This is a genomic window from Streptomyces sp. NBC_01591, from assembly GCF_035918155.1.
GTDB lineage: Bacteria > Actinomycetota > Actinomycetes > Streptomycetales > Streptomycetaceae > Streptomyces.
In genome coordinates, this window is record NZ_CP109327.1 from 8,359,461 (window position 1) to 8,380,156 (window position 20,696).

At 70.7% G+C, this 20,696-nt stretch carries 20 protein-coding genes, 2 pseudogenes and 1 riboswitch; of the genes and pseudogenes, 11 read left to right on the forward strand and 11 right to left on the reverse strand.

Annotation, left to right across the window (positions count from 1 at the left end):
- Window positions 1-50: 50 nt before the first annotated feature.
- From glpK to OG978_RS38720, 5 genes are all read right to left on the reverse strand, one after another.
- Window positions 51-1,568, reverse strand: coding sequence for a glycerol kinase GlpK (gene glpK / locus OG978_RS38700; protein WP_326769696.1), 1,518 nt, complete (start codon window positions 1,566-1,568; stop codon window positions 51-53).
- A gap of 46 nt (window positions 1,569-1,614) precedes the next feature.
- Window positions 1,615-2,460: an MIP/aquaporin family protein gene (locus OG978_RS38705; RefSeq protein WP_326769697.1), complete on the reverse strand. Its 846-nt coding sequence runs from the start codon at window positions 2,458-2,460 to the stop codon at window positions 1,615-1,617.
- A gap of 149 nt (window positions 2,461-2,609) precedes the next feature.
- Window positions 2,610-3,083, reverse strand: coding sequence for a MarR family winged helix-turn-helix transcriptional regulator (locus OG978_RS38710; protein WP_326769698.1), 474 nt, complete (start codon window positions 3,081-3,083; stop codon window positions 2,610-2,612).
- A gap of 69 nt (window positions 3,084-3,152) precedes the next feature.
- A complete protein-coding gene (locus OG978_RS38715; protein ID WP_326769699.1) occupies window positions 3,153-3,296 on the reverse strand; it encodes a hypothetical protein in 144 nt (47 codons plus the stop codon).
- Between the two features lie 23 nt (window positions 3,297-3,319).
- The gene (locus OG978_RS38720; RefSeq protein ID WP_326769700.1) at window positions 3,320-3,721 is read right to left on the reverse strand and encodes an ArsR/SmtB family transcription factor; all 402 of its coding nucleotides are present in this window, start codon (window positions 3,719-3,721) and stop codon (window positions 3,320-3,322) included.
- Between the two features lie 102 nt (window positions 3,722-3,823).
- Here OG978_RS38720 and OG978_RS38725 point away from each other — a divergent pair, with 102 nt between their 5' ends.
- Window positions 3,824-5,803: a heavy metal translocating P-type ATPase gene (locus tag OG978_RS38725; protein ID WP_326769701.1), complete on the forward strand. Its 1,980-nt coding sequence runs from the start codon at window positions 3,824-3,826 to the stop codon at window positions 5,801-5,803.
- A gap of 21 nt (window positions 5,804-5,824) precedes the next feature.
- On the opposite strand, the gene OG978_RS38730 is transcribed toward OG978_RS38725, so the two are convergent.
- Window positions 5,825-6,046 carry a hypothetical protein gene (locus tag OG978_RS38730; protein WP_326769702.1) on the reverse strand — a complete coding sequence of 74 codons (222 nt, stop codon included), beginning with the start codon at window positions 6,044-6,046 and terminating at the stop codon, window positions 5,825-5,827.
- A gap of 98 nt (window positions 6,047-6,144) precedes the next feature.
- Here OG978_RS38730 and OG978_RS38735 point away from each other — a divergent pair, with 98 nt between their 5' ends.
- Both OG978_RS38735 and OG978_RS38740 read left to right on the forward strand, forming a co-directional pair.
- Entirely contained in the window at window positions 6,145-6,270 is a 126-nt protein-coding gene (locus OG978_RS38735; RefSeq protein WP_326769703.1) for a hypothetical protein, read from the forward strand.
- Between the two features lie 12 nt (window positions 6,271-6,282).
- Entirely contained in the window at window positions 6,283-6,717 is a 435-nt protein-coding gene (locus OG978_RS38740; protein ID WP_326770288.1) for a mycothiol transferase, read from the forward strand.
- A 23-nt stretch (window positions 6,718-6,740) separates the two neighbouring features.
- Here the strand turns inward: OG978_RS38740 and OG978_RS38745 are convergent, their stop codons facing one another.
- The gene (locus tag OG978_RS38745) at window positions 6,741-8,009 is read right to left on the reverse strand and encodes an APC family permease (RefSeq protein ID WP_326769704.1); all 1,269 of its coding nucleotides are present in this window, start codon (window positions 8,007-8,009) and stop codon (window positions 6,741-6,743) included.
- 230 nt (window positions 8,010-8,239) lie between these two features.
- On the opposite strand from OG978_RS38745, the gene OG978_RS38750 reads away from it, so the two are divergent.
- Window positions 8,240-8,614 (forward strand): hypothetical protein, encoded by a 375-nt coding sequence (locus tag OG978_RS38750; protein WP_326769705.1) that lies wholly within the window; start codon window positions 8,240-8,242, stop codon window positions 8,612-8,614.
- A gap of 112 nt (window positions 8,615-8,726) precedes the next feature.
- A complete protein-coding gene (locus OG978_RS38755; RefSeq protein WP_326769706.1) occupies window positions 8,727-9,401 on the forward strand; it encodes a DUF305 domain-containing protein in 675 nt (224 codons plus the stop codon).
- Between the two features lie 85 nt (window positions 9,402-9,486).
- Here OG978_RS38755 and OG978_RS38760 read toward each other — a convergent pair whose 3' ends face one another.
- On the reverse strand, window positions 9,487-11,157 hold the full coding sequence (locus OG978_RS38760; protein WP_326769707.1) for an ABC-F family ATP-binding cassette domain-containing protein: 1,671 nt from the start codon (window positions 11,155-11,157) through the stop codon (window positions 9,487-9,489).
- A 640-nt stretch (window positions 11,158-11,797) separates the two neighbouring features.
- Window positions 11,798-11,987, forward strand: a riboswitch (cyclic di-AMP (ydaO/yuaA leader).
- 2 nt (window positions 11,988-11,989) lie between these two features.
- Here OG978_RS38760 and OG978_RS38765 point away from each other — a divergent pair.
- Window positions 11,990-12,487: a transglycosylase SLT domain-containing protein gene (locus OG978_RS38765; protein WP_326769708.1), complete on the forward strand. Its 498-nt coding sequence runs from the start codon at window positions 11,990-11,992 to the stop codon at window positions 12,485-12,487.
- A gap of 35 nt (window positions 12,488-12,522) precedes the next feature.
- Here the strand turns inward: OG978_RS38765 and OG978_RS38770 are convergent, their stop codons facing one another.
- On the reverse strand, window positions 12,523-13,680 hold the full coding sequence (locus OG978_RS38770; protein ID WP_326770289.1) for an FAD-dependent monooxygenase: 1,158 nt from the start codon (window positions 13,678-13,680) through the stop codon (window positions 12,523-12,525).
- Between the two features lie 87 nt (window positions 13,681-13,767).
- Here OG978_RS38770 and OG978_RS38775 point away from each other — a divergent pair, with 87 nt between their 5' ends.
- Window positions 13,768-14,361: a TetR/AcrR family transcriptional regulator gene (locus OG978_RS38775; protein WP_326769709.1), complete on the forward strand. Its 594-nt coding sequence runs from the start codon at window positions 13,768-13,770 to the stop codon at window positions 14,359-14,361.
- Window positions 14,362-14,454: 93 nt separating this feature from the next.
- Here OG978_RS38775 and OG978_RS38780 read toward each other — a convergent pair whose 3' ends face one another.
- A complete protein-coding gene (locus OG978_RS38780; RefSeq protein ID WP_326769710.1) occupies window positions 14,455-14,772 on the reverse strand; it encodes a hypothetical protein in 318 nt (105 codons plus the stop codon).
- Window positions 14,773-15,138: 366 nt separating this feature from the next.
- Here OG978_RS38780 and OG978_RS38785 point away from each other — a divergent pair.
- From OG978_RS38785 to OG978_RS38800, 4 genes and pseudogenes are all read left to right on the forward strand, one after another.
- Window positions 15,139-16,535: pseudogene (locus tag OG978_RS38785) on the forward strand (APC family permease).
- A gap of 198 nt (window positions 16,536-16,733) precedes the next feature.
- Entirely contained in the window at window positions 16,734-17,852 is a 1,119-nt protein-coding gene (locus tag OG978_RS38790) for an NAD(+)/NADH kinase (RefSeq protein ID WP_326769711.1), read from the forward strand.
- 44 nt (window positions 17,853-17,896) lie between these two features.
- Window positions 17,897-18,549 (forward strand): annotated as a pseudogene (locus OG978_RS38795) (HD domain-containing protein).
- 83 nt (window positions 18,550-18,632) lie between these two features.
- On the forward strand, window positions 18,633-19,568 hold the full coding sequence (locus OG978_RS38800) for a DMT family transporter (RefSeq protein WP_326769712.1): 936 nt from the start codon (window positions 18,633-18,635) through the stop codon (window positions 19,566-19,568).
- A 25-nt stretch (window positions 19,569-19,593) separates the two neighbouring features.
- On the opposite strand, the gene OG978_RS38805 is transcribed toward OG978_RS38800, so the two are convergent.
- The gene (locus OG978_RS38805; RefSeq protein WP_326769713.1) at window positions 19,594-20,610 is read right to left on the reverse strand and encodes a LacI family DNA-binding transcriptional regulator; all 1,017 of its coding nucleotides are present in this window, start codon (window positions 20,608-20,610) and stop codon (window positions 19,594-19,596) included.
- Window positions 20,611-20,696 lie beyond the last annotated feature (86 nt).

Below are 20,696 nucleotides of genomic sequence, written 5' to 3' on the forward strand. Positions count from 1 at the left end.
CACTGTGCGGGCATGTCCGGCCGGGCACGCCCGCACAGTGCGTCGGACCGTCAATCCACGCTGACCCAGTCGAGGGTGCGCTCCACCGCCCGTTTCCAGTCGGCGTACCCCTCCGCCCGCTGTTCCTCGCTCCACTTGGGCTCCCAGCGCTTCGACTCCTGCCAGTGCTCCCGCAACTCGCCCTGGTCCTGCCAGAAACCGGTGGCCAGCCCGGCCGCGTAGGCGGCACCGAGCGCGGTCGTCTCGGCGACGACCGGACGGCTCACGGGTACGCCGAGCACATCGGCCTGGATCTGCATGCAGAGGTCGTTGGCCGTGACCCCGCCGTCGACCTTGAGCACGTCGAGATGGACACCGGAGTCCTGCTCCATCGCCTCCACCACGTCCCGGCTCTGGTAGCAGATCGCCTCCAGAGTGGCCCGCGCCAGATGGCCGTTGGTGTTGTACCGGGCGAGGCCGACGATGGCACCCCGGGCGTCCGAGCGCCAGTACGGAGCGAAGAGACCCGAGAAGGCCGGCACGAAGTACATCCCGCCGTTGTCCTCGACGGACCGGGCCAGCCGTTCGCTCTCCGCCGCGTCGGTGATGATCTTCATCTGGTCCCGCAGCCACTGCACCGCTGACCCGGTGACCGCGATCGAACCCTCCAGGGCGTAGACCGCCGGACTCTCCCCGAACCGGTACGCGACCGTGGTGAGCAGTCCGTGCTGCGACCGGATGAGCTTCGTACCGGTGTTGAGCACCAGGAAGTTGCCGGTGCCGTACGTGTTCTTCGCCTCGCCCGGCTCGAAGCACACCTGTCCCACCGTGGCCGCCTGCTGGTCGCCCAGCACCCCGGTGATCGGGACCGCGGCCCGCAGGGGGCGGGACGTGCGGGTGCGGCCGTACGCCTCCGCGTCGGAGGAGGCGTTGATGGCCGGGAGCATCGCCCTGGGGATACCGAAGATGTCCAGCAGTTCGTCGTCCCAGTCGAGCGTCTCCAGATTCATCAGCATCGTCCGGCTGGCGTTGGTCACATCGGTGGCGTGGGTGCCGCCGTCGGGGCCACCGGTGAGATTCCACAACACCCAGCAGTCCGTGTTCCCGAACACCGCGTGCCCCTGCTCGGCGGCCTCGCGGACCCCCTCGACATTGTCGAGAATCCACTTGATCTTCCCGCCGGAGAAATAAGTGGCAGGAGGAAGGCCCGACTTGCGCCGGATGACCTCGCCATGCCCCTCGTTCTCCAGGGCCTTGGCGATCGAGTCGGTGCGGGTGTCCTGCCAGACGATGGCGTTGCAGTACGGGCGGCCGGTGCGGGGGTCCCAGACGACGGTCGTCTCGCGCTGGTTGGTGATCCCGATGGCGTCGAGATCCGTGCCGCTCAGACCACCGGTGCGCAGGGCGTTCTGCATCACCGAGTTGGTGCGTTCCCAGATCTCCACCGGATCGTGCTCCACCCAGCCGGGGCGGGGGAGGATCTGTTCGTGCTCCAACTGGTGTCTGGCCACTTCGTTTCCGCCGTGATCGAAGATCATGAAGCGGCTGCTGGTGGTGCCTTGGTCCACTGCACCGATGAAGTCCGCCATGGCATGCTGCCTCTCCTGAGTCCGGGCTCGGTGATGGAACCGGGCGTCACTTCTCCGGCAGTACGGGGATGCTGCCTTCCGGTTCCTCTTCCGCCGAGGGCAGGAAACGGCTGATGAAGGTCTTGTAGAAGAACGCTCCCACCAGGCCGCCGACGAACGGGCCCACGATCGGCACCCAGAAATAGAAGTTCCCGTACTGGTCCCGCCACGCCCCTCCGTAGCCGGTGAGGAAGCTCGCGAGCCGGGGGCCGAAGTCACGGGCGGGATTGATCGCGTACCCCGCGTTGGTTCCGAACGCCATGCCGATGGCCACCACGATGAGGCCCACGATGAACGGGCTGAGGTTGACGCCCGGCGGGGTGTTGAGGAGATCCGTGACCGCGAAGATCAGCAGTACGAGGATGGCGGTGCCGATGACCTGGTCCCGGAACGCTCCCCATTCGTGGACCGGAAGCGCGGGGTTCCCGTTGGCGGGCAGGGTGGAGAACACGGTCTGCGTCTTGATGGTGTGTCCGGGGTCCGCCTTCGCCAGTGCCTCCGTGTAGTTCCATCGCACCAGCAGTGCCCCGATGAAGGCGCCCGCGAGCTGTGCGAGCGAGTACGGAGCCACCTTCTTCCAGGGGAAGTCCTTGAAGGCGGCCAGCGAGAGAGTCACCGCAGGATTGAGGTGGGCGCCGCTCAGCCGGCCCGCCACGTAGATGCCCAGGGTGACTCCGAGCCCCCATGCCCAGGCGATGCTGTCGTGATCCCCGAGGCCGCCCGGCGGGTCGGTGAGCGCACCGCCGGCCGCGACCTGGGCCACGACACCGCAGCCGAAGAGGATGAGAATCATCGTGCCGAGGAACTCCGCAGAGAGTTCCCCGGCGATTCCCGACTTCTTGAGCCGCTCCATGGGGATCTCGCTTCCTGTCGACTCACGACTGTTGGCGGCATAGATCCACACATGAGCGTAAACGGCGGGAATTGGTTCCGCACTCGGTGGCGGAAGCGCCGATCCCGCCGGCGATCCCGCCCTGTCCCGGGCGGGACCCGTGCGCGGTCTCAGTCCACGTCGACGTGGTCGAAGAGGTCCAGCATCCTGTCGAGCACCCGTACGCAGGCCGTCACATCGGCATCGGTGAGATCCCCGTCCACCTGGCGCAGCAGGGACTGCTCTCGGGCCAGGGCCGCGGTGATCGCCGCCCTGCCGCCCCCGGTCAGCCGGACCAGTGATGACCTCTGGTGTGCCGGGTTGGGGGTGATCTCGACAAGTTGCGCTGCAGCGGCGTCGTTGACCATGCGCTGCACGAACTGCCGGCTCAGGGCCTGTGCCCGGCCCATCTGCGGGACCGTCATGGGGCCGTGTTCACGCAGCAGATCCAGCACGGCACGCACGCCGACGGACAGGCCCTCGATCGGTGCGGCCTGTTCCACCTTGCGCTGCACGCGCCGGTAGAGCGGGCCGACCAGGGCGAAGACCTCCGTGAGCCGGTGGGCCAGTTCCTCGGGTGCCAGGGGCGGGTCGATATCGGTCATCCGGCCATCATGGCACCTTGGTTGTCAATGTGGGCAACAGATGGCACCTTGGTTGTCATGAATGCTGCCTCAGAGCTGAATTCCTTCGAGACCGAGGACGGCCGCCTCGTCCACCGCGACACCGGGCAGGGCCCGCTGCTGGTGCTGCTGCACGGCGGCTTCCTGGACCACGGGATGTGGGACGAGCAGGTGCCGGACCTCGCGCGCGACCACCGCGTGATCGTGCCGGCCGGACCTCAGTGCAGGGCGGTCGCCGTGTCATCGGCCCCCGCGGCGTCCTCCGCCGGGGCGTCGTGGAGGCCGAGGCGCAGGTGCTCGACATGGAAAAGGGCCTGGTCGAGGAGTTCGGCCACGTGGTTGTCGTACAGCGCGTAGATCACCGAGCGGCCCCGGCGCTCGCCCGTGACGAGGCCGAGGTTGCGCAGCAGCCTCAACTGGTGGGAGCAGGCGGACTGCTCCATGCCGACCGCGTCGGCCAGTTCCGTCGCGGGGCAGGGGCCCTCCTGGAGGCGGGCCAGAATGCGGAGCCGGGACGGGGTGGCGAGAGCCTGCAGGGTGGACGCCACGTCGGTGGCCCCCACCGCGTCAAGGCGCTCGCGCGCGGTGGCAGCGGTCTTCGCGTCAACTCCGTGGCCCATGTCCTCATCCTACGGAGATGGACACATGAATGTGTGTTCATGTGGTCCTGTATGGTGCGGGGGTCGAACCACTCCGCCTTCTCGCGTGAAGGATCACCGCCCATGTCTTTCACCCTCACCCGTCCGGCCCCGCCCACCGGTCCGGTCCGGGACGCGGTCGCGGCCGGGCGGCGCACCCGGTTCCTGGCTCTTCCGGAGGCCCGCTGGGCGGCCGCCGCGCTGGTGCTGTTCCTGGCCGCGCTGCCCCTGCAACTGCTCGGCGCCCCGTGGTGGGCGTGGGGCCCGCTGTACGCGCTCACATACATCACGGGCGGCTGGGAGCCGGGCTGGGAAGGACTGAAGGCGCTCAGGAAGAAGACGCTCGACGTCGACCTGCTGATGGTCGTCGCGGCTCTCGGCGCGGCGGCGATCGGACAGGTGCTGGACGGAGCCCTGCTGATCGTCATCTTCGCCACCTCGGGCGCTCTGGAGGCGTTCGCCACCGCACGGACGGCGGACTCGGTACGTGGACTGCTCGACCTCGCACCCGCCGCGGCCACCCGCCTCGGCGACGGGAGCGTCGAAGAGGCCGTGCCCACCGAGGAGTTGGCGGTCGGGGACGTGATCCTGGTACGTCCCGGCGAGCGCGTTGGGGCCGACGGCCGGGTCCTCGACGGGGCGAGCGAGGTGGACCAGGCGACCATCACGGGCGAGCCGCTGCCGGTGGCCAAGGAGACCGGCGACGAGGTCTTCGCGGGAACCCTGAACGGCACCGGGGCGCTGCGGGTGGCGGTGGAGCGCGACCCGTCCGATTCCGTGATCGCCCGGATCGTCGCCATGGTCGAGGAGGCCTCCGGAACGAAGGCCCCCACCCAGCTGTTCATCGAGAAGGTCGAACAGCGGTACTCGATCGGCATGGTGGCCGCCACCGTCGCCCTGTTCGCCCTGCCACTGGCCTTCGGCGCGGCATTGCAGCCGACGCTGCTCCGGGCGATGACCTTCATGATCGTGGCATCGCCGTGCGCCGTGGTCCTGGCCACGATGCCGCCGCTGCTGTCCGCGATCGCCAACGCCGGACGGCACGGGGTGCTCATCAAGTCCGCCGTGGTGATGGAGCGCCTCGGCCAGATCGACGCCGTCGCACTCGACAAGACCGGCACCCTGACCGAAGGCACCCCACGTGTCACCGACATCCGCCCCCTCGCGTCCTCGGACCTGACCGAGGACGCCCTGCTCACCCTGGCGGCGGCGGCTGAGCACCCCAGCGAACACCCCCTCGCACGCGCCGTCACCGCGGCCGCCCGGACACGCGGTCTCGCCCTGCCGACCGTCGAGGACTTCGCCTCCGCCCCGGGTACCGGAGTCACTGCCACGGTGGACGGTCGCACGGTCGCCGTCGGCAGCCCGGCCCGCCTGCTGGACGCCCGTACCGGCGAGGCCGAAGCGGCAGCCGAGATCGCCGCACAACTGGAGGAGGACGGCCGCACCGCAGCGCTCGTCGTACTCGACGGCACGCCCGTGGGCGTCCTGGGCATCGCCGACCGACTGCGCGCCGATGCCCCGGCCACCGTCGCCCGCCTCGCCGAACTCACCGGCGGCACGCCGGTGCTGGTCACCGGGGACAACCCGCGTGCCGCCGCCCGTCTGGGCGCCGAGGTCGGCATCGCCGACGTCCGGGCCGGTCTGCTGCCGCAGGACAAGGTGTACGCGGTCAAGGAGATGGAGAGCGCCGGGCGCAAGGTGCTCGTGGTCGGGGACGGCGTGAACGACGCCCCGGCACTGGCCGCGGCCCACACGGGCATCGCCATGGGCAGGGCCGGCTCCGACCTCGCCCTTGAGACCGCCGACGCCGTCGTCGTCCGTGACGAACTCGCCACCATTCCCACCGCCGTGGCGCTCTCGCGGCGGTGCCGCCGACTCGTCGTACAGAACCTGGTGATCGCCGCCGTCTTCATCACCGGCCTCGTCATCTGGGACCTGGCCGGTACGCTGCCGCTCCCGCTGGGCGTCGCCGGACACGAGGGCTCCACCGTCATCGTCGGCCTCAACGGCCTGCGCCTGCTCCGCGACGCCGCCTGGACGCGCGCCGACAGCCGCCGCTGAGCCCGTCACCGGGCGACCGGTTCAGTCGTCGTGACCCTCATCGAGCGACAGGGTGTCGGCCCGCAGCAGCCGTTGGCCGAGAACGCGGGCGGCTTCCCGCAGTTCGGGCGGCGCGACGATACGGAAGGCCGCCCGGACCGCCGTGAGCTGTTCGGCGTACCAGTCCGGTTCGTCCGTGGTCGGGCGAGGCGGGTGCGGTCCGGTCCCACCATCTCCAGGCGCCCCGGACTGCGCGGAAGCCATTGGGCGACCGCGGTGACGGGGGCGTCGATGACGACCTCCACCTCGTACTTCCAGCCTTCGGAAAGGTGGGTCCCGATTCCGGAAGTAGAACGTCCGCAATGGACCGTACTCTGCTCGCCATGAGCGACAACGACCCATCAGTTTTCCCGGAACCTCCGCTCGCGGGCGACGAAACCGCCACCCTCCTCGGTTCGCTGGAGCGCCAACGCGCGACTCCGGCGTGAAAGTGCGGGGGACTGGACGCAGCCGGCCTGCGAGCGACGCTCGGCACTTCGACGGTCACCCTGGGCGGGCTGCTCAAGCACCTGGCCTGCGTCGAGGACACACATTTCGCCCGGCTGCTGCTCGCGCGGAAACCGGGAGCTCCGTGGGACGTCGTGGACTGGGACGCCGACCCCGACTGGGACTGGCGATCGGCCGCCGAGGACACCCCAGAACAACTGCTGACGCTCTGGCAGGGTGCGGTGGAGCGTTCCCGTGCCGTGGTCGCCGAGGCGCTGGCGGACGGCGGCCCGGGGCACATCGGCCGGTACACCACATCCGGCGGCGAGTCCCCGAGTCTGCGGCGCGTCCTGATCGACGTGATCGAGGAGTACGCCCGCCACGTCGGCCACGCCGACCTCATCCGGGAGTCGGTGGACGGTCTCGTCGGGGAGGACCCGCCGAGGTGACACCGCTGTCCGCCGGACGGCCGCTACCGGCGTGCGCGGACGAGGACCCTGCGTACGCCGTAGGCCAGCGCACCGGCCGTGAGAACCGCGGTGCCGGAGACGACCGACGCCGACGGCAGCGCGAAGGCGAGCAGCAGACAGCCGGCCAGTCCGACGACCGGCACGATCCGTGGCGGACGGCCCTCGTCCGGGGCGAGCGTCCAGGCGGCGGCGTTGGCGATGGCGTAGTACGCGAGGACGCCGAACGAGGAGAAGCCGATCGCCCCGCGGACGTCCGTCGTGGCGGCGAGGACCGCGACGACGGCGCCCACGGCGAGCTCCGCCCGGTGCGGCACCTGGAAGCGCGGGTGGACCGCGGCCAGGGCGTGCGGCAGATGGCGGTCGCGGGCCATGGCCAGGGTGGTGCGTGAGACACCGAGGATGAGCGCGAGGAGCGAGCCGAGCGCGGCGACGGCCGCGCCGGCTCGGACCACGGGCACGAGGCCGGGAACACCGGCGGCGCGTGCGGCCTCGGCCGCCGCGGCCGGGGTGTGGGCGAGACGGTCGGGCCCCAGGACGGCGAGCAGGGTGACGATGACGGCCCCGTAGACGAGCAAAGCGATACCCAGCGCGAGCGGGATCGCGCGGGGGATGGTGCGTCGCGGATCGCGGACCTCCTCGCCGAGCGTGGCGATCCGCGCATATCCGGCGAACGCGAAGAACAGCAGACCGGCAGCCTGGAGCACACCACCGGCGGTGGCGTCCGCACCGATGGCCAGCCGCCCGGCCTCCGCGGCACCGCCGCCGAGACAGGCAGTGACGAACGCTGCGAGGACAGCGAGGACGAACGCGACGATCACCCGGGTCAGCCGGGCCGATTTGTGCACGCCGGTGCAGTTGAGGGCGGTCAGGGCAACCACCGCCGCGACGGCCACCGCGTGCTCCTGGCCGGGCCACACGTAGGAGCCGACGGTCAAGGACATGGCCGCGCAGGAGGCTGTCTTGCCGACGACGAAACCCCATCCGGCGAGGTAGCCCCAGAACTCGCCGAGGCGTTCCCGACCGTACACATACGTGCCGCCGGACTCCGGGTAGCGGCCGGCCAGCCGGGCGGAGGACGTCGCATTGCAGTACGCCACCAGCGCGGCCAGCCCCAGGCCCAGCAGCAGCCCGGACCCGGCCGCGCCCGCGGCGGGTGACGGTGCGACGAAGATGCCCGCCCCGATCATCGAACCCAGGCCGATCACCACGGCGTCGAACACGCCCAGACGGCGCTTCAGCCCGCCGGTCGCCGCTGACATCGACGTGGTCATCGCCCACTCCTTGCCGTGCACCCCGCGCGGGGAGGTCCCGCGGTCGGTACGGATGCGCAGTTCCGGGGCACGGTAGCCGAGCAAGGTGTCCGGCAGGGGGCGGGGCGCTACGGAACGGGAAACCCGGTGGGGGTATCGTCGGGCACGCACCGCAGGACCCGTACGACCGAGCATTCGAGGCAGCCGTGGATCGCGGACGGACACGCACACCGGGAGCGCCCCGGCTGCTCGTGCTCTGTGCCGTCCTGCTCGGACTGTTCCTCATGCACGGAGCACCGGCGAGCGCCGCGGAGGGCTGTCATGACGCGATGGCCGTGACGGCGGCCGCACCCGTGTCCATGACGGCGGATGCCGGCCACCCTGCGATGCGGGGCGAGCACGGATCCGCTCACGCGGCCGCCGCCATGCCCGCGATGGACGGCGCGTCATGCATCTTCACCCATGCCCGTGACCGGGTGCTGCCGCTGCTGATGGCGCTGGGCCTGGTACTCCTGGCCGTTGGGGCGCTCGCCGGGCGCCGTGCCGCCGTACGCGGACCGGCGAGGCGTGGACCGCCGTTCGCCGGCAGAGAGCTGCTGCTCCAGGTGTGCATCGCGCGGACGTGACAGGAATCCGCCGGTCCACGGCCCGCCGAGGCCGGACCGGCCGGACCGGCCGGACGACCCTGCCCCTTTCGCGCGCCACGGATGTGGCGCATCCACCCGGAAAGAACCTGTGATGTCAGCTTCCCTGTCCTCCGCTGCCCGCCGTCGCACCGTTGCGGCCGCCGGCACCGTCGCCGCACTCGCCCTGGCCCTGACGGCCTGCGGCTCCTCCGACGGCTCGAAGTCCGACGGTTCGTCCATGCCCGGCATGAACCACGGCTCGGCCGGCGCCTCCGCACCGGCCACCCCCGGCGGCGCGTTCAACGACGCGGACGTGAAGTTCGCGCAGCAGATGATCCCGCACCACCAACAGGCCATCGAGATGGCGAAGCTGGCCGACGGCCGCGCCGCCGACCCCGAGATCAAGAAGCTGGCCACCGCGATCGAGAAGGCCCAGGACCCCGAGATCAACACGATGAAGGGCTGGCTGACGTCGTGGGGCAAGCCGCTGCCCTCGTCCTCGTCCTCGATGGGTGACATGCCCGGGATGGACCACGGCTCGGACGCTTCAGGAATGCCCGGAATGATGTCCGACAAGGACATGAGCGACCTGAAGGCCGCCAAGGGCAAGGAGTTCGACAAGAAGTTCGCCCAGCTCATGATCGGGCACCACCAGGGCGCGGTCGCCATGGCCGAGGACGAGCAGAAGAACGGTGACAACGCCGACGCGAAGAAGCTCGCCGACGCCGTCATCACGGCCCAGACCGCCGAGATCGAACAGATGAACAAGATCCTCGACAGGCTCTGATCCCGGCAGGGGTGTGGGCCTCCTCGCATGACGGTCCGGATGGAGTCATGCGAAGGCCCACACCCCCTCGGGCCTCTCGTGCGGATCAGGCCGGGCTCGCGTGCTCCGGCGCCGCGAGCAGGTCGGCCACCTCCTGTGCGGTGGTCTCCCGGAGCTCCTCCTCGACCAGCAACCACCGGGTGATGCCGACAGATTCGAGGAACGGCAGATCGTGACTGGCGATCAGGAGCGCCCCCTCGTAGGACTCCAGCGCACCGGTCAGCTGCCGCACACTGGTGATGTCGAGGTTGTTGGTCGGTTCGTCCATCATCAGCAACTGCGGGGCTGGCGCGGCGAGCATCGTCGCCGCGAGGGCGGCCCGGAAGCGTTCCCCGCCCGACAGCGTGCCTGCCGCCTGCTCCGCGCGCTTCCCCTGGAACAGGAAGCGCGCGAGCTGGGCGCGGATGTGGTTGTCGGTGACCCCGGGAGCCATCCGGGCCACGTTCGCCGCGACGCTCAGTTCTTCGTCCAGCACATCGAGCCGCTGCGGAAGGAACCGCACCGGCACGAAGGTCCGGGCCTCGCCGGACAACGGGGCCAGTTCACCGGTGAGAGTGCGCAGCAGCGTCGTCTTCCCGGCGCCGTTGCGACCGACGAGCGCGATCCGCTGGGGCCCGTGCACATGGAGGCTGCCCTCGCGCAGTCTGCCGAACCGGGGTCGCAACCCGTGCAGGCTCAACACCGTGCGTCCGGTGGGCACCGCCGTGTGGGGAAGGCTCACACGGATCTCGGCATCGTCCCGGATCGCGTCCGCGGCTTCCTCCCGGCGCTCGCGTGCCTCACTGAGACGTTCCTCGTGGACGCCGCGAAGCTTGCCCGCCGACTCCTGCGCGGACCGCTTCCGGCGGCCTGCCAGGATCTTCGGGAGGCTGCCCTCGGCCTCGATCCTCCTGCCGTTCCGCTGCCGCCGGGCCAGCTTCACATGGGTCTCCTCCAGTTCGCGTTTCTGGCGGCGCACGTCGGCCTCGGCGGACCGCAACATCCGCCCGGCGGCCTCCTGTTCGGTGGCCACGGCCTCCTCGTACGCGGACCAGCCACCGCCGTACCAGTTCACGGATCCGGTGCGCAGTTCGGCGATGCGGTCCACGCGCTCCAGCAGTTCGCGGTCGTGGCTGACCACGACCAGTACGCCCGAGCGCCAGGAGTCGACGGCCTCGTAGAGCCTCCGGCGGGCGAACACATCGAGGTTGTTGGTGGGCTCGTCCAGGAGCAGGACGTCGGGGCGCTCCAGCAGCAGCGCGGCCAGCCGCAGCAGGACGGTCTCACCGCCGGACAACTGGCCGACGGTGCGGTCCAGTTCAATGCCTCCCAGCCCGAGCGAGCCGAGTGTCGCCAGGGCCCGTTCCTCGACGTCCCAGTCGTCGCCGATCGTCTCGAAGTGCTTCTCGTCGACATCGCCGGCCTCGATGGCGCGCAGCGCGTCGCGCCGCTCGGCGATGCCCAGGGCCCGGTCCACCCGCAGTGTTGTGTCGAGGGTGATGTTCTGCGGAAGGTGGGCGAGGCTGCCGCCGACGGTCACCGACCCCTGGGACGGGCGCAGTTGACCGGCGAGCAGTCGGAGCAGGGTGGACTTGCCCGCACCGTTGGTGCCGACGAGACCGATGCGGCCCCGGCCGATGCTGAGGGAGAGCCCGTCGAAGACGGTCGTGCCGTCCGGCCACCGGAAGGTCAGGGCCGAGCAGGTGAGGGAGGCGCCGGGGGTGGTGGGTCTCGCCATGGTGTTCCTCGCAGTCGCAAACGTGGTGAATGGGGGCCTCGTATGCGAGCACCACGCAGCGACCGGGCAGGGGCAGAGGTGTGGCGGTCCAGAAGATCGAGGGACGGCTCATGCACCGAGGTCGCATCCACGCGGGGTCACGGGCAGTGCGGAGCACTGCTACAGCGTGACGGGCGTACGGGCGGAGCCGTACGGCGCGATGTTCGCGAACCTCAGATGCGCAACGTCCACCTCTATCGGAGACAACAGGACATGGAAACCATAACGACAGGGAGGGGGAAAGGCAATGCCTCCCGGTGCCGGGTGGGCGTCGGGGGCGCGAGACCCGCACGGCGAGGCATCTGTCCGGTATGAGTTATTCACCCGAATTGATCTTTTGGTTAATAAAAGGATCATTCGCCACCAATATCGCTTTTAATCATGGCGCGAAATGCACCTTTTGGGTATTTGTGGCGCGAGTCACGTTCGGCGCCCTGGACGGCGAGTCGCGCGAGTCGGTTCCCTTTCCGGGCAAGGAAAAGGGGACGCGCGGTGTGAGGTGGATTACCGAAATTCCCGTGCCTTGATCTTGTGGGTGAATTGCATTCGAAAATTGGGGGCTTGTCCCTTTCGTGTCTCCTCGCCTACGGTCACCGTCAATCCGGACGGAACGCCGAATCCTGCCGCCGTCCGGCAATCCGACCCACTCGTGTACGGCAGGAGCGGGGAACCCAGGTAAGCCGCCGATCCCGGTATCCGGAACGGCTCGGGGTGAAGTCGCGCCCATGTGCGGCCAGGCATCTCCAGCCTGAACCCGACAGCTCACCTCGCAGGCGACGGAGAGGAATCCATCATGCCCTCAACGGGTACGTACCGTCGTCGTAAGTCCACCTCGCTGACCCGGGGTTTCATCGCCGTGGGCACGGGCGCAGCCGCCCTCATGCTGCCGCTGATCGGTGCCCACACCGCCTCGGCGGCGCCGGCGCAGTCCGTCAGCGCCGCCGCCCCGGCCGCGCAGTCCGCGACGTACACGAACGATCTGGACGGCTGGATCAAGGAGTCGCTGGCCGTCATGGCCAAGCACGGCATCCCCGGCAGCTACGCCAGCATCCACCGCAACATCATGCGCGAGTCCTCCGGCAACCCCCTGGCCATCAACAACTGGGACTCGAACGCCGCCGCCGGGACGCCGTCCAAGGGGCTCCTCCAGGTCATCGATCCGACGTTCCGGGCCTACCACGTGCCCGGTACCGCGATGGACAGCTACGACCCCGTCGCCAACATCACGGCAGCGTGCAACTACGCGGCCGCCAAGTACGGCTCCATCGACAACGTCTTCGGAGCCTACTGACGTACGGCGCCGCCGCCCGGCCGTCGCCCCCGCGGTCAGCCCAGCCGCGGGGGCGTCCAGTCGGCGTGGCGCAGGATCGTGCGGACGGTGACGCGGGACGGTGCGAGCCGCAGCGCTGTATTGCGCAGGGCGACGGCCGCCGGACGGGACAGCTGCTGGCCCATCCGGCCGGCCTGCCGAGCGGCCCGGGCGACCGACTGGCTGCGGGGCCGGCGCTCGGCGTCGTAGCGGCTGAGCGCCGACTCGACGGTGGGTTCGGTGGCGAGCGCGGCGGCCAGCGTCGCCGCGTCCTCCAGTGCCTGGCAGGCCCCCTGGCCGAGATTCGGGGTCATGGCGTGGGCGGCATCGCCGAGCAGGGCGACCCGGCCCACCGCGTAGGAAGGGAGCGGGGCGACCAGCTCGTTGACGTCACGGTGCAGGACGGCATCGGGCCGGGTCGCCGCCAGCAGGGCGGGAATGGGGTCGTGCCAGCCGCCGAACCGGCGGCGGACCTCGGCGAGCGGGTCCGGATGGCGCACACCGGCGGGAGCGTTGAGCACCGCGTGCCACTCTGCCCGGCCGTCCGAGAAGGCGATGTGACCGAACTCGGCCCCCGGTCCCCAGGTGAGCTCGAAGTCGGTCCGCAGGTCGACCGGGGACTCGGTGATGGCGCGCAGCACCGTCGAGCCGCTGTAGGCCGGACCGGGGTGCCCCGGGAAGAGCTGGGAGCGCAACCGGCTGCTGATCCCGTCGGCGGCCACGACCAGATCCGCGTCGCGGAGAGTGTCACCGGCGGTGAGGCGCACCCGCGAGGCGTCGGATCGGTCGACGGACGTCACCTCGGCCCCGATGACCAGGGATCCGGGCGGCAGCGCCTCGCGCAGCAACCGGTGCAGCGTGGCCCGGGGGATGCCCACGATCGGGGTCCCCAGCTCGCGCTCCAGCGCGGCTCCGTCCATACGTGCCAGCAGGCGTCCGTCCGGGGTGCGGGTGCCACCGGTGTACTGGGGCCGCGCGGCCGCGCGCACTCCCGCGCCGACACCGAGGGCATCCAGCGCGCGCATACCGTTCGCGTGCAGCGAGATGCCCGCGCCCGCGTCGTCGAGGGTGTGGGCGCGTTCGACGACCGTCGCCTCCCAGCCGATGCGGCGCAGCCCGATCGCGGCGGCCAGCCCGCCGATGCCTCCGCCGACAACCACCGCGCTGTTGCCCATGCCGGGTCCCCTCTCGTGCCCTGCCACGGCCTTCTACACCTGTAGAAGGAGCGTACTACGCCGTCTCTACAGGTGTAGAAAGGGGTGATGACCACTGATCGACGGACCGTCCTTGCCGATGCCGCCATCGGCGTGCTGGCCGAGGCGGGGATGCGGGGCCTGACCCACCGGGCCGTGGACCGGGCTGCGGGCCTGCCTCCGGGCACCACCTCGGCGTACTTCCGCACCCGTCAGGCGCTGCTCACCGCGCTCGTCCGACGACTCGTCGCGCACGACCAGGCGGAACTGCAGGCGGCCAGCGACCAGGCGGCGACGCCGCGCGACGCCGACGAACTGACGGACGGGCTCGCCGGCTTCGTCGAGCGGCGGCTCACCGGGGTGGGGCGGCGGCGGTCACTCGCCCGCTACGCGTGCGCCGTCGAGAGCGTGCGCCACCCGGAGCTGCGCGAGATTCTTGTGCCGCGCGAGAACGCGGCGCGTGAAGCCGTGCGGGCGTTCCTGGGCGCGCAGGGCGTGGCCGACGCCGAGGGGCGCACGCTCACACTGCTGGCCTGTGTGGACGGCCTGGTGTTCGACCGGCTGGTGGGCGGCGGGGGAGTGCCGAGGGGCGAGATCGCGGGGCTGGTCGCCGCGGCGCTCCGCGACTCCGGCGGGGATCGCGAGGCTTCGGCCCGGGAGTGACACCGGCCGCCCCCGCTCGGGCCGCCGATGTGGTCGTGCCTTCTGGACGTCCACCGACGTGATCGTCGCTCCTGGACGTCCGCCGCGTGATCGTCACTCCTGGGCGGGTTCCGCCGCCTGCTCCGGTTCGGGGCGAGGCAGCGCGGGTACGGTGGCCGCCTCCCCGTCCCGGACCGCCTGCACCACCGCGTCGTGCAGGTGACGGCTGTCCTCCTCCGAACGGCACCGTACGGGACTGCCCGACATGGTGAACCAGTCGATCGCACCGGTGTACTGCACAGTGACCTGGGCCATGTCGTCCGCCCAAGTCGTGTGCACGGTCAGGTCCCCGGACAGGACACCGACCTCGTCCGTGAGCACGCCACCGCGCCCGGAGAACACACCGCAAGTCGTCCACGACGCCCAAGCCATGACTCCAGGCTGACACCAAGCCCGAGGAAGCGCGACCCGTGGGCCTCGCACATCGACCGCACCCCGGGCCCCACGGTCCGGGACGCCGCTCCGCCCTTCCGGATGCTGGATACGGTGGAAACTTTCCACCGGGCCGGGCTGCGGTTCCCGCACCCGCCGATCCCCGTGCTTTGATGCGTCGTTAGCGCCAAATCGTCGGATTGACCCCTCGGAACAACGAATTCCGAAGGTGAACACCTCTTGACCTGCGGAACACGTCGGGATTGCATGTCGCGCTGGGAGCGACGAAACCACTCACCACGTCCTCGTCTGGAGGCGATACCGCTCCCGTGCTCAGACACCGCACCTGTCGATCGGAACCGCACGATGACCGAAACGCTCAGCGCTCCCCAGGCGCTCGCGCCAGCGACCGGCCCCACTCCACAGAAGCTCAAGCGTTCCATCGGCGTCGTGGGCGGAACACTGCTCACGCTCTCCTGCGTGACGCCCGCCTCGACCCTCTTCGTGGTCGTACCGGACCTGTTCTCCAGCCTCGGCACGTACACCGCCCTCACCATCGCCATCGGCTCGCTGCTCTGCATCGCGGTCGCCTTCTGCTACTCGGAGTTGGGCACGCTCATTCCGAGCGCCGGGGGCGAGTACGCCATGGTGTCGACCATGGCGGGACGGCTCGCCGGTTGGCTCGTCTTCGTGCTCTCGCTGCTGGTCGTGATGATCGTGCCCCCGGTCATCGCCATGGGGACGGCCGACTACCTCGCTCCCATCGTGCACATTCCGGCTTCCGTCGCGGGTGCCGGCGTCATGGTGCTCGCCACTCTCGCCGGTCTTCTGGACCTGCGCGCCAACGCGTGGATCACCGGAATCTTCCTCGTCCTCGAAGTGATCGCGGCAGGTGTCGTCGCCGTTCTCGGCTTCGCGCACTCCGAGCGCGGTGCCTCGGCACTGGTGCACGGCTCGGTCGCCTCGTCGGGCGGTACGAGCTCGACCGTCACCGCGATGATGGTGGTCTCCGGGCTCGCGATCGCGCTCTTCATCACCCAGGGCTTCTCCACGGCCGTCTACCTCTCGGAGGAGCTGGAGAACCCGCGGCGCAACGTGGCCCGCACCGTGCTCGCCACCCTCGCCATCTCCACGGCGGTCATCCTCGTCCCGGTCATCGCCATCACGCTGGGCGCCCCGGGCCTGGCGGCCCTGACCTCGGGCGACCTCAACGCCATGGTCGCCGCCTGGTCCAACTCGGCCGTCGGTACCTTCGTCAGCCTCTGCGTCGCCCTCGCGATCATCAACGCGGGCATCGTGATGGTCATCCAGAACTCGCGGGTGCTGTTCGCCTCCGCCCGTGACAAGGCATGGCCCGAGCCGATCAACGACGCTCTGGCCCGACTCGGCCGGTTCGGGTCCCCGTGGGTCGCGACCCTGGTCGTCGGCGTCCCCGGTGCGGCGCTCTGCTTCGTCAACCTCGACACCCTGTACGGCGTCACCGGCGTGTCCGTCACCGCCATGTACCTGCTGGTCGCCGTCGCCGCGCTGCTCTGCCGCCGCGGTACGCACCGCGAGGCGCCGGCCTGGCGCATGCCGCTGTGGCCCGCGATCCCCGTGCTGCTATCGCCGTGCTGGCGTACATCCTGACCCAGCAGGAGACCGAGTACCTGCTGTGGACCGGCGGGATCACGGCGGTCGCCACGCTCTACTGGGCGTTCTACCTGCGGCCCCGCCGGGAGACCCGCTGGCTGGTCAGCATTCCGGAGGACGCGCGGTCCTGAACCGGACGTGTTCCGTGCCGTGCCCGGCCCGCCGGCGGAGAGCATCCGCGGGCGGGCCGCACCCGTGCCGTCCCCGGGGCCGTCACGAACCGATCGCCCGACCGGGCGCCGTGTCGGCCCGACGACGGGCGGACACACTCCTGGCTCCCTCACAGTGGGGTGAGGGGGCGTTGTCGGAACACGGGGAGTCGTGGCGGGATGAGTGTCGAGCGGGTCGGAGTCGTCGTTCACCAGGGCCGTGCCGAGGCCGTCGTCGCGGCGGGCGTCGTACGCGACTGGTGTGCCCGCGAAGGCATCCCGTGCACGGACATCGACGTGTGGCGCGACGACGAACGCAGGCGCGGCGGGCGCGAGGAGGCCGATGTCGCGGGCAACCCCGAGCTCATCGTGACGCTCGGCGGCGACGGGACCTTCCTGCGCGGCGCCAGGATCGCCGCCAAGAACGACGGCGCCGTCCTCGGGATCGACCTGGGCCGCGTCGGCTTCCTCACCGAGGTGCCGGTCGCGGACGTGGTCCGGGCGCTGGACGCCGTCCACCGGGGCCGGGCGGTGGTCGAGGAGCGCATGACGCTGACCATGAGAACCTCCCGCGTACTCGAAGTGCCCGAGGACATCGACGCCCTGATGGGCTACGGACGACGCCCGATGCTGCCGCCTCCCCACGTCGCCCTCGACGCGGAGGCCGCGGCGGAGGGCTGGGGCGTGGCACTGGACGTCACCGCGCTCAACGACGTCGTCGTGGAGAAACTCGCCCGCGACCGGCAGGTGAGCCTCGGCGTCTACATCGGCGGCCGGCTCCTCGCCTCGTACTCCGCCGACGCGGTCATCATGGCCACCCCCACCGGCTCGACCGCCTACAGCTTCGCCGCGGGTGGTCCGGTGGTCTCCCCCCGCATGGACGCTGTCCTCTTCACACCCGTGGCAGCGCACATGACCTTCGACCGCACCGTGGTCGCCGCGGCCGACGAGCCGATCGCCGTGCGGGTCCTGCCGCACTCGGGACAGGGCGCGGTGACCATCGACGGCCAGCTGCGCGGCGTACTGGACGCCGGGGACTGGCTCGGGGTGTACGCGGCACCGCGCCGTCTGCGGGTCATCAGGCTCGGCCCGAACGACTTCTACGGGCGGCTCCGCACCCGCCTGCGCCTCACGGACGCCCCGGCCACGGCGGCCGACGGGGAGAGCGCGCCGCTCTTCCGTCCCGACGGACCGGTCCCGCACGATCTGGCCCATCTCCATCTCTCCCCGGCGGACCGGGACGAGGCGGCCGACGTTCCACCGCGCCGGATTCCCCCCGACCCCGAATCCCGGCGCTGAACCAGGGCCGCAAGGCCGAAGCGACGTACGACAAAGGAGTTCTCATGCCCAGCAGCGCCGATCTCCCCGCCTTCACCACAGTGACGGTTCCCGACATCGAACTGGCTTTAGCGGCAACTCAGTTGGTGCGTAACACGACCGACGACCTGATCTACCACCAGTCCGCCGTGTCTACTTCTTCGGCGGCCTCCGGAGACACGACGGCGGACTGAGCTTCGACCCGGAGCTGCTCTACGTCGCAGCGATGTTGCACGATCTCGGCCTCAACAAGGGATTCCGCGGCAGCGGGCGCCGGTTCGAGGTGGACAGCGCCGACGAGGCACGGCGATTCCTGCAGAGCCACGGTGTGCCCGAGGACAGCATCCGTCGCGTCTGGACCGCCATCGCGCTCCATACGACGCCGGGAATCCCGGCGTTCATGGAGCCCGAGGTCGCGCTGGTGACGGCCGGTGTGGAGTACGACGTACTGGGCATCGGGTACGACGACATCAGCGGCGCGGACCGTGCGGCGATCGTCGCCCTCCACCCCCGCCCCGACTTCAAGCGGCGCATCCTCAGGGCCTTCACCGAAGGCATCGAACCCAAGCCGGACACCACGTTCGGCAATGTGAAGGCCGATGTCCTGGAGCGTTACGCACCCGGGTACCGGCGTGGCAACTTCGTTGACACCATCCTGGACTCAGCCTGGCCGGAGTGAGGGCGGCGAGCAGACCGCATGACCCGGTGGAGGCGACCCCCCCGTCGTTATAGTTGGCATCTGCAGGGAACAGGAAAGTGGCCGTGGGGGCCGAACGGCTGCGCACCCTCTGCCCGTTCCTCCACCGCCCACGGAAGGGCCACGCGATGCCGGCCGTCCTCGTCCTGCTGCTGGCCGGAACCTGGCTGCTCTCCGGCGCCCTGGTCACCGGGACCGATCCGCTGATCGTCGCCGTGGGCCGCACCGCCGTGTGCTGCGCGGTGCTCACCGTCGTCGCCGCCTCCACCGCGGACGGCCGGGCCGACCTGCGCCGGGCAGCCGCCGGGCCGGGCACCGTATGGCTGCTGGGCCTGCTCGGCTTCGCCGGTTACGCGGCAGGGACCCTCCTCGCCATCCCGCGCATCGGGACCTCGCTCACCAATCTCGTCGTCGCGCTGATGCCGTGCGCCTCGGTGGCGGTCGGGGCGTTGTTCTTCGGCGAACGGTCCGGGCCGCGCAAGGTGGCTGGGGCGGCACTCGCCTGCGCGGCGGCGGCCGGCTACGCGGCGCTCGGCGCGGACGCCGGTGACGCGGACGGGGTGGGGCTGCTGCTGGTGGTGGCGGCGACCGTGGCCTTCGCCGTGTACGGGTTCCTGTACCGGGAGCGGCTGTCGGGGCTGCCGCCGCTTGCCGTGCTGTCCGTGCTGCTCGCGGCCGCCACGTGTCTGCTGCTCCCGATGGCCCTGCCCGCGCTGATCGCCCACCCGCCGACACTTGCCGCGACCGGCGGCATAGTCGTGCTGGGCGCGGCCGTGTACGCGCCCGCCTACCTCGTGCAGCACCGGCTCATCCTGCTCCGCGGGCCGGTCTTCACGGCCGCCGTGCAACTGGCCGTTCCCTTCACCGTGCGCCTCGGCGACTGGGCGCTGGGCACAGCCCCCGCTCCTTCCCCCGCCGAGCTGCTGCTCCTCGCGGTGTGCTGCGGGGGCATCGCCCTCGTCACCGTCCAGCCGCGCGCCCGACTCGCTGTCACCGAGTGAGCGCAGGACCGTCGGGCCGACCGGCTCAGCCCCCCGGTTGTTCCCCGGCCGTCGTCGCGCCGACCACCAGCGTGCACGGATGGGCGTGCATCCCGGGGGCGTCGCGCCCGTCGGCCACCTGGGCCGCCGCGGCTGCGCCCAGCGCGGCCAACCCCGTGTCGATGGTGGTGAGATGGCGGGTGCGCTGACCACTGATCACGTACTCCCAGTTGTCCACACCGACCAGCGCGACATCGTCCGGGACGCGCCTGCCCGACTCCCGCAGGACGGACTCCGCGCCGAGCGCGATCTGGTCGTTGCCGCAGAAGACAGCGTCGAACAGGGCGCCGGAATCGATCAGCCGGCGGCAGGCGGTGGCCCCCCAGGCCCGGCTCCAGTCACCCCGGAGAGTGCCGGTCGCGGGGGGCAGCCCGGCTTCGGCGAGCGAGGTCAGCAGCCCCTGCTCGCGTCCCGTCGCGGCGGTGTCGGCCGCCTCTCCGGTGATGTGCGCGATGCGTCGCCTGCCCAGCGACAGAAGATGTTCGCCCGCCAGCCGACCGGCCATCCGGCTGTCGGGGACGTAACAGGAGTCGCCCTCCCGGTCGGTGAGCCCGTACGCGTAGGCGACCGGGACGGAGAACTCGGTCGTGACAGAGCGCATTTCGACCCGGAGGTCATCGCCGAGCACCAGTAGCCCGTCGACGCGGCGGGCCTGCAGCCTGCGGACGCTGTCGGCCATCGAGTCCGGGTCGAAACTCGCGTCGTAGAGCAGGCACGCCTGTTCCCGGCCGCCGAGGTGGGTGAACGCCCCGACCAGCACCGGCTCGGTGAATGCTCCCCGGGCGTTCCGGGCGAGAATGCCGATCGTCCGGCTCCGTCCCAACGCGAAGGACTGTGCCAGGGCGTTGGGGCGGAAGTCGAGTCTGCGCGCGGCCTCCGCTATGCGTGATCGCGTCGCCGTCGAGACGCGGCCGCCGCCGTTGAGCGCCCTTGATGCCGTGGAGAGCGACACCCCGGCGACCGCCGCGACATCGCTCAGTGTGACCCTGCCCCGTTCCGCCATGACGTCAGCCTATCCGTGATGCGCAACTGCTTGTGCGATGACGACGGTTGCTGTGCGAACCCTTGACAGAGTTTGTTTGCGGGGCC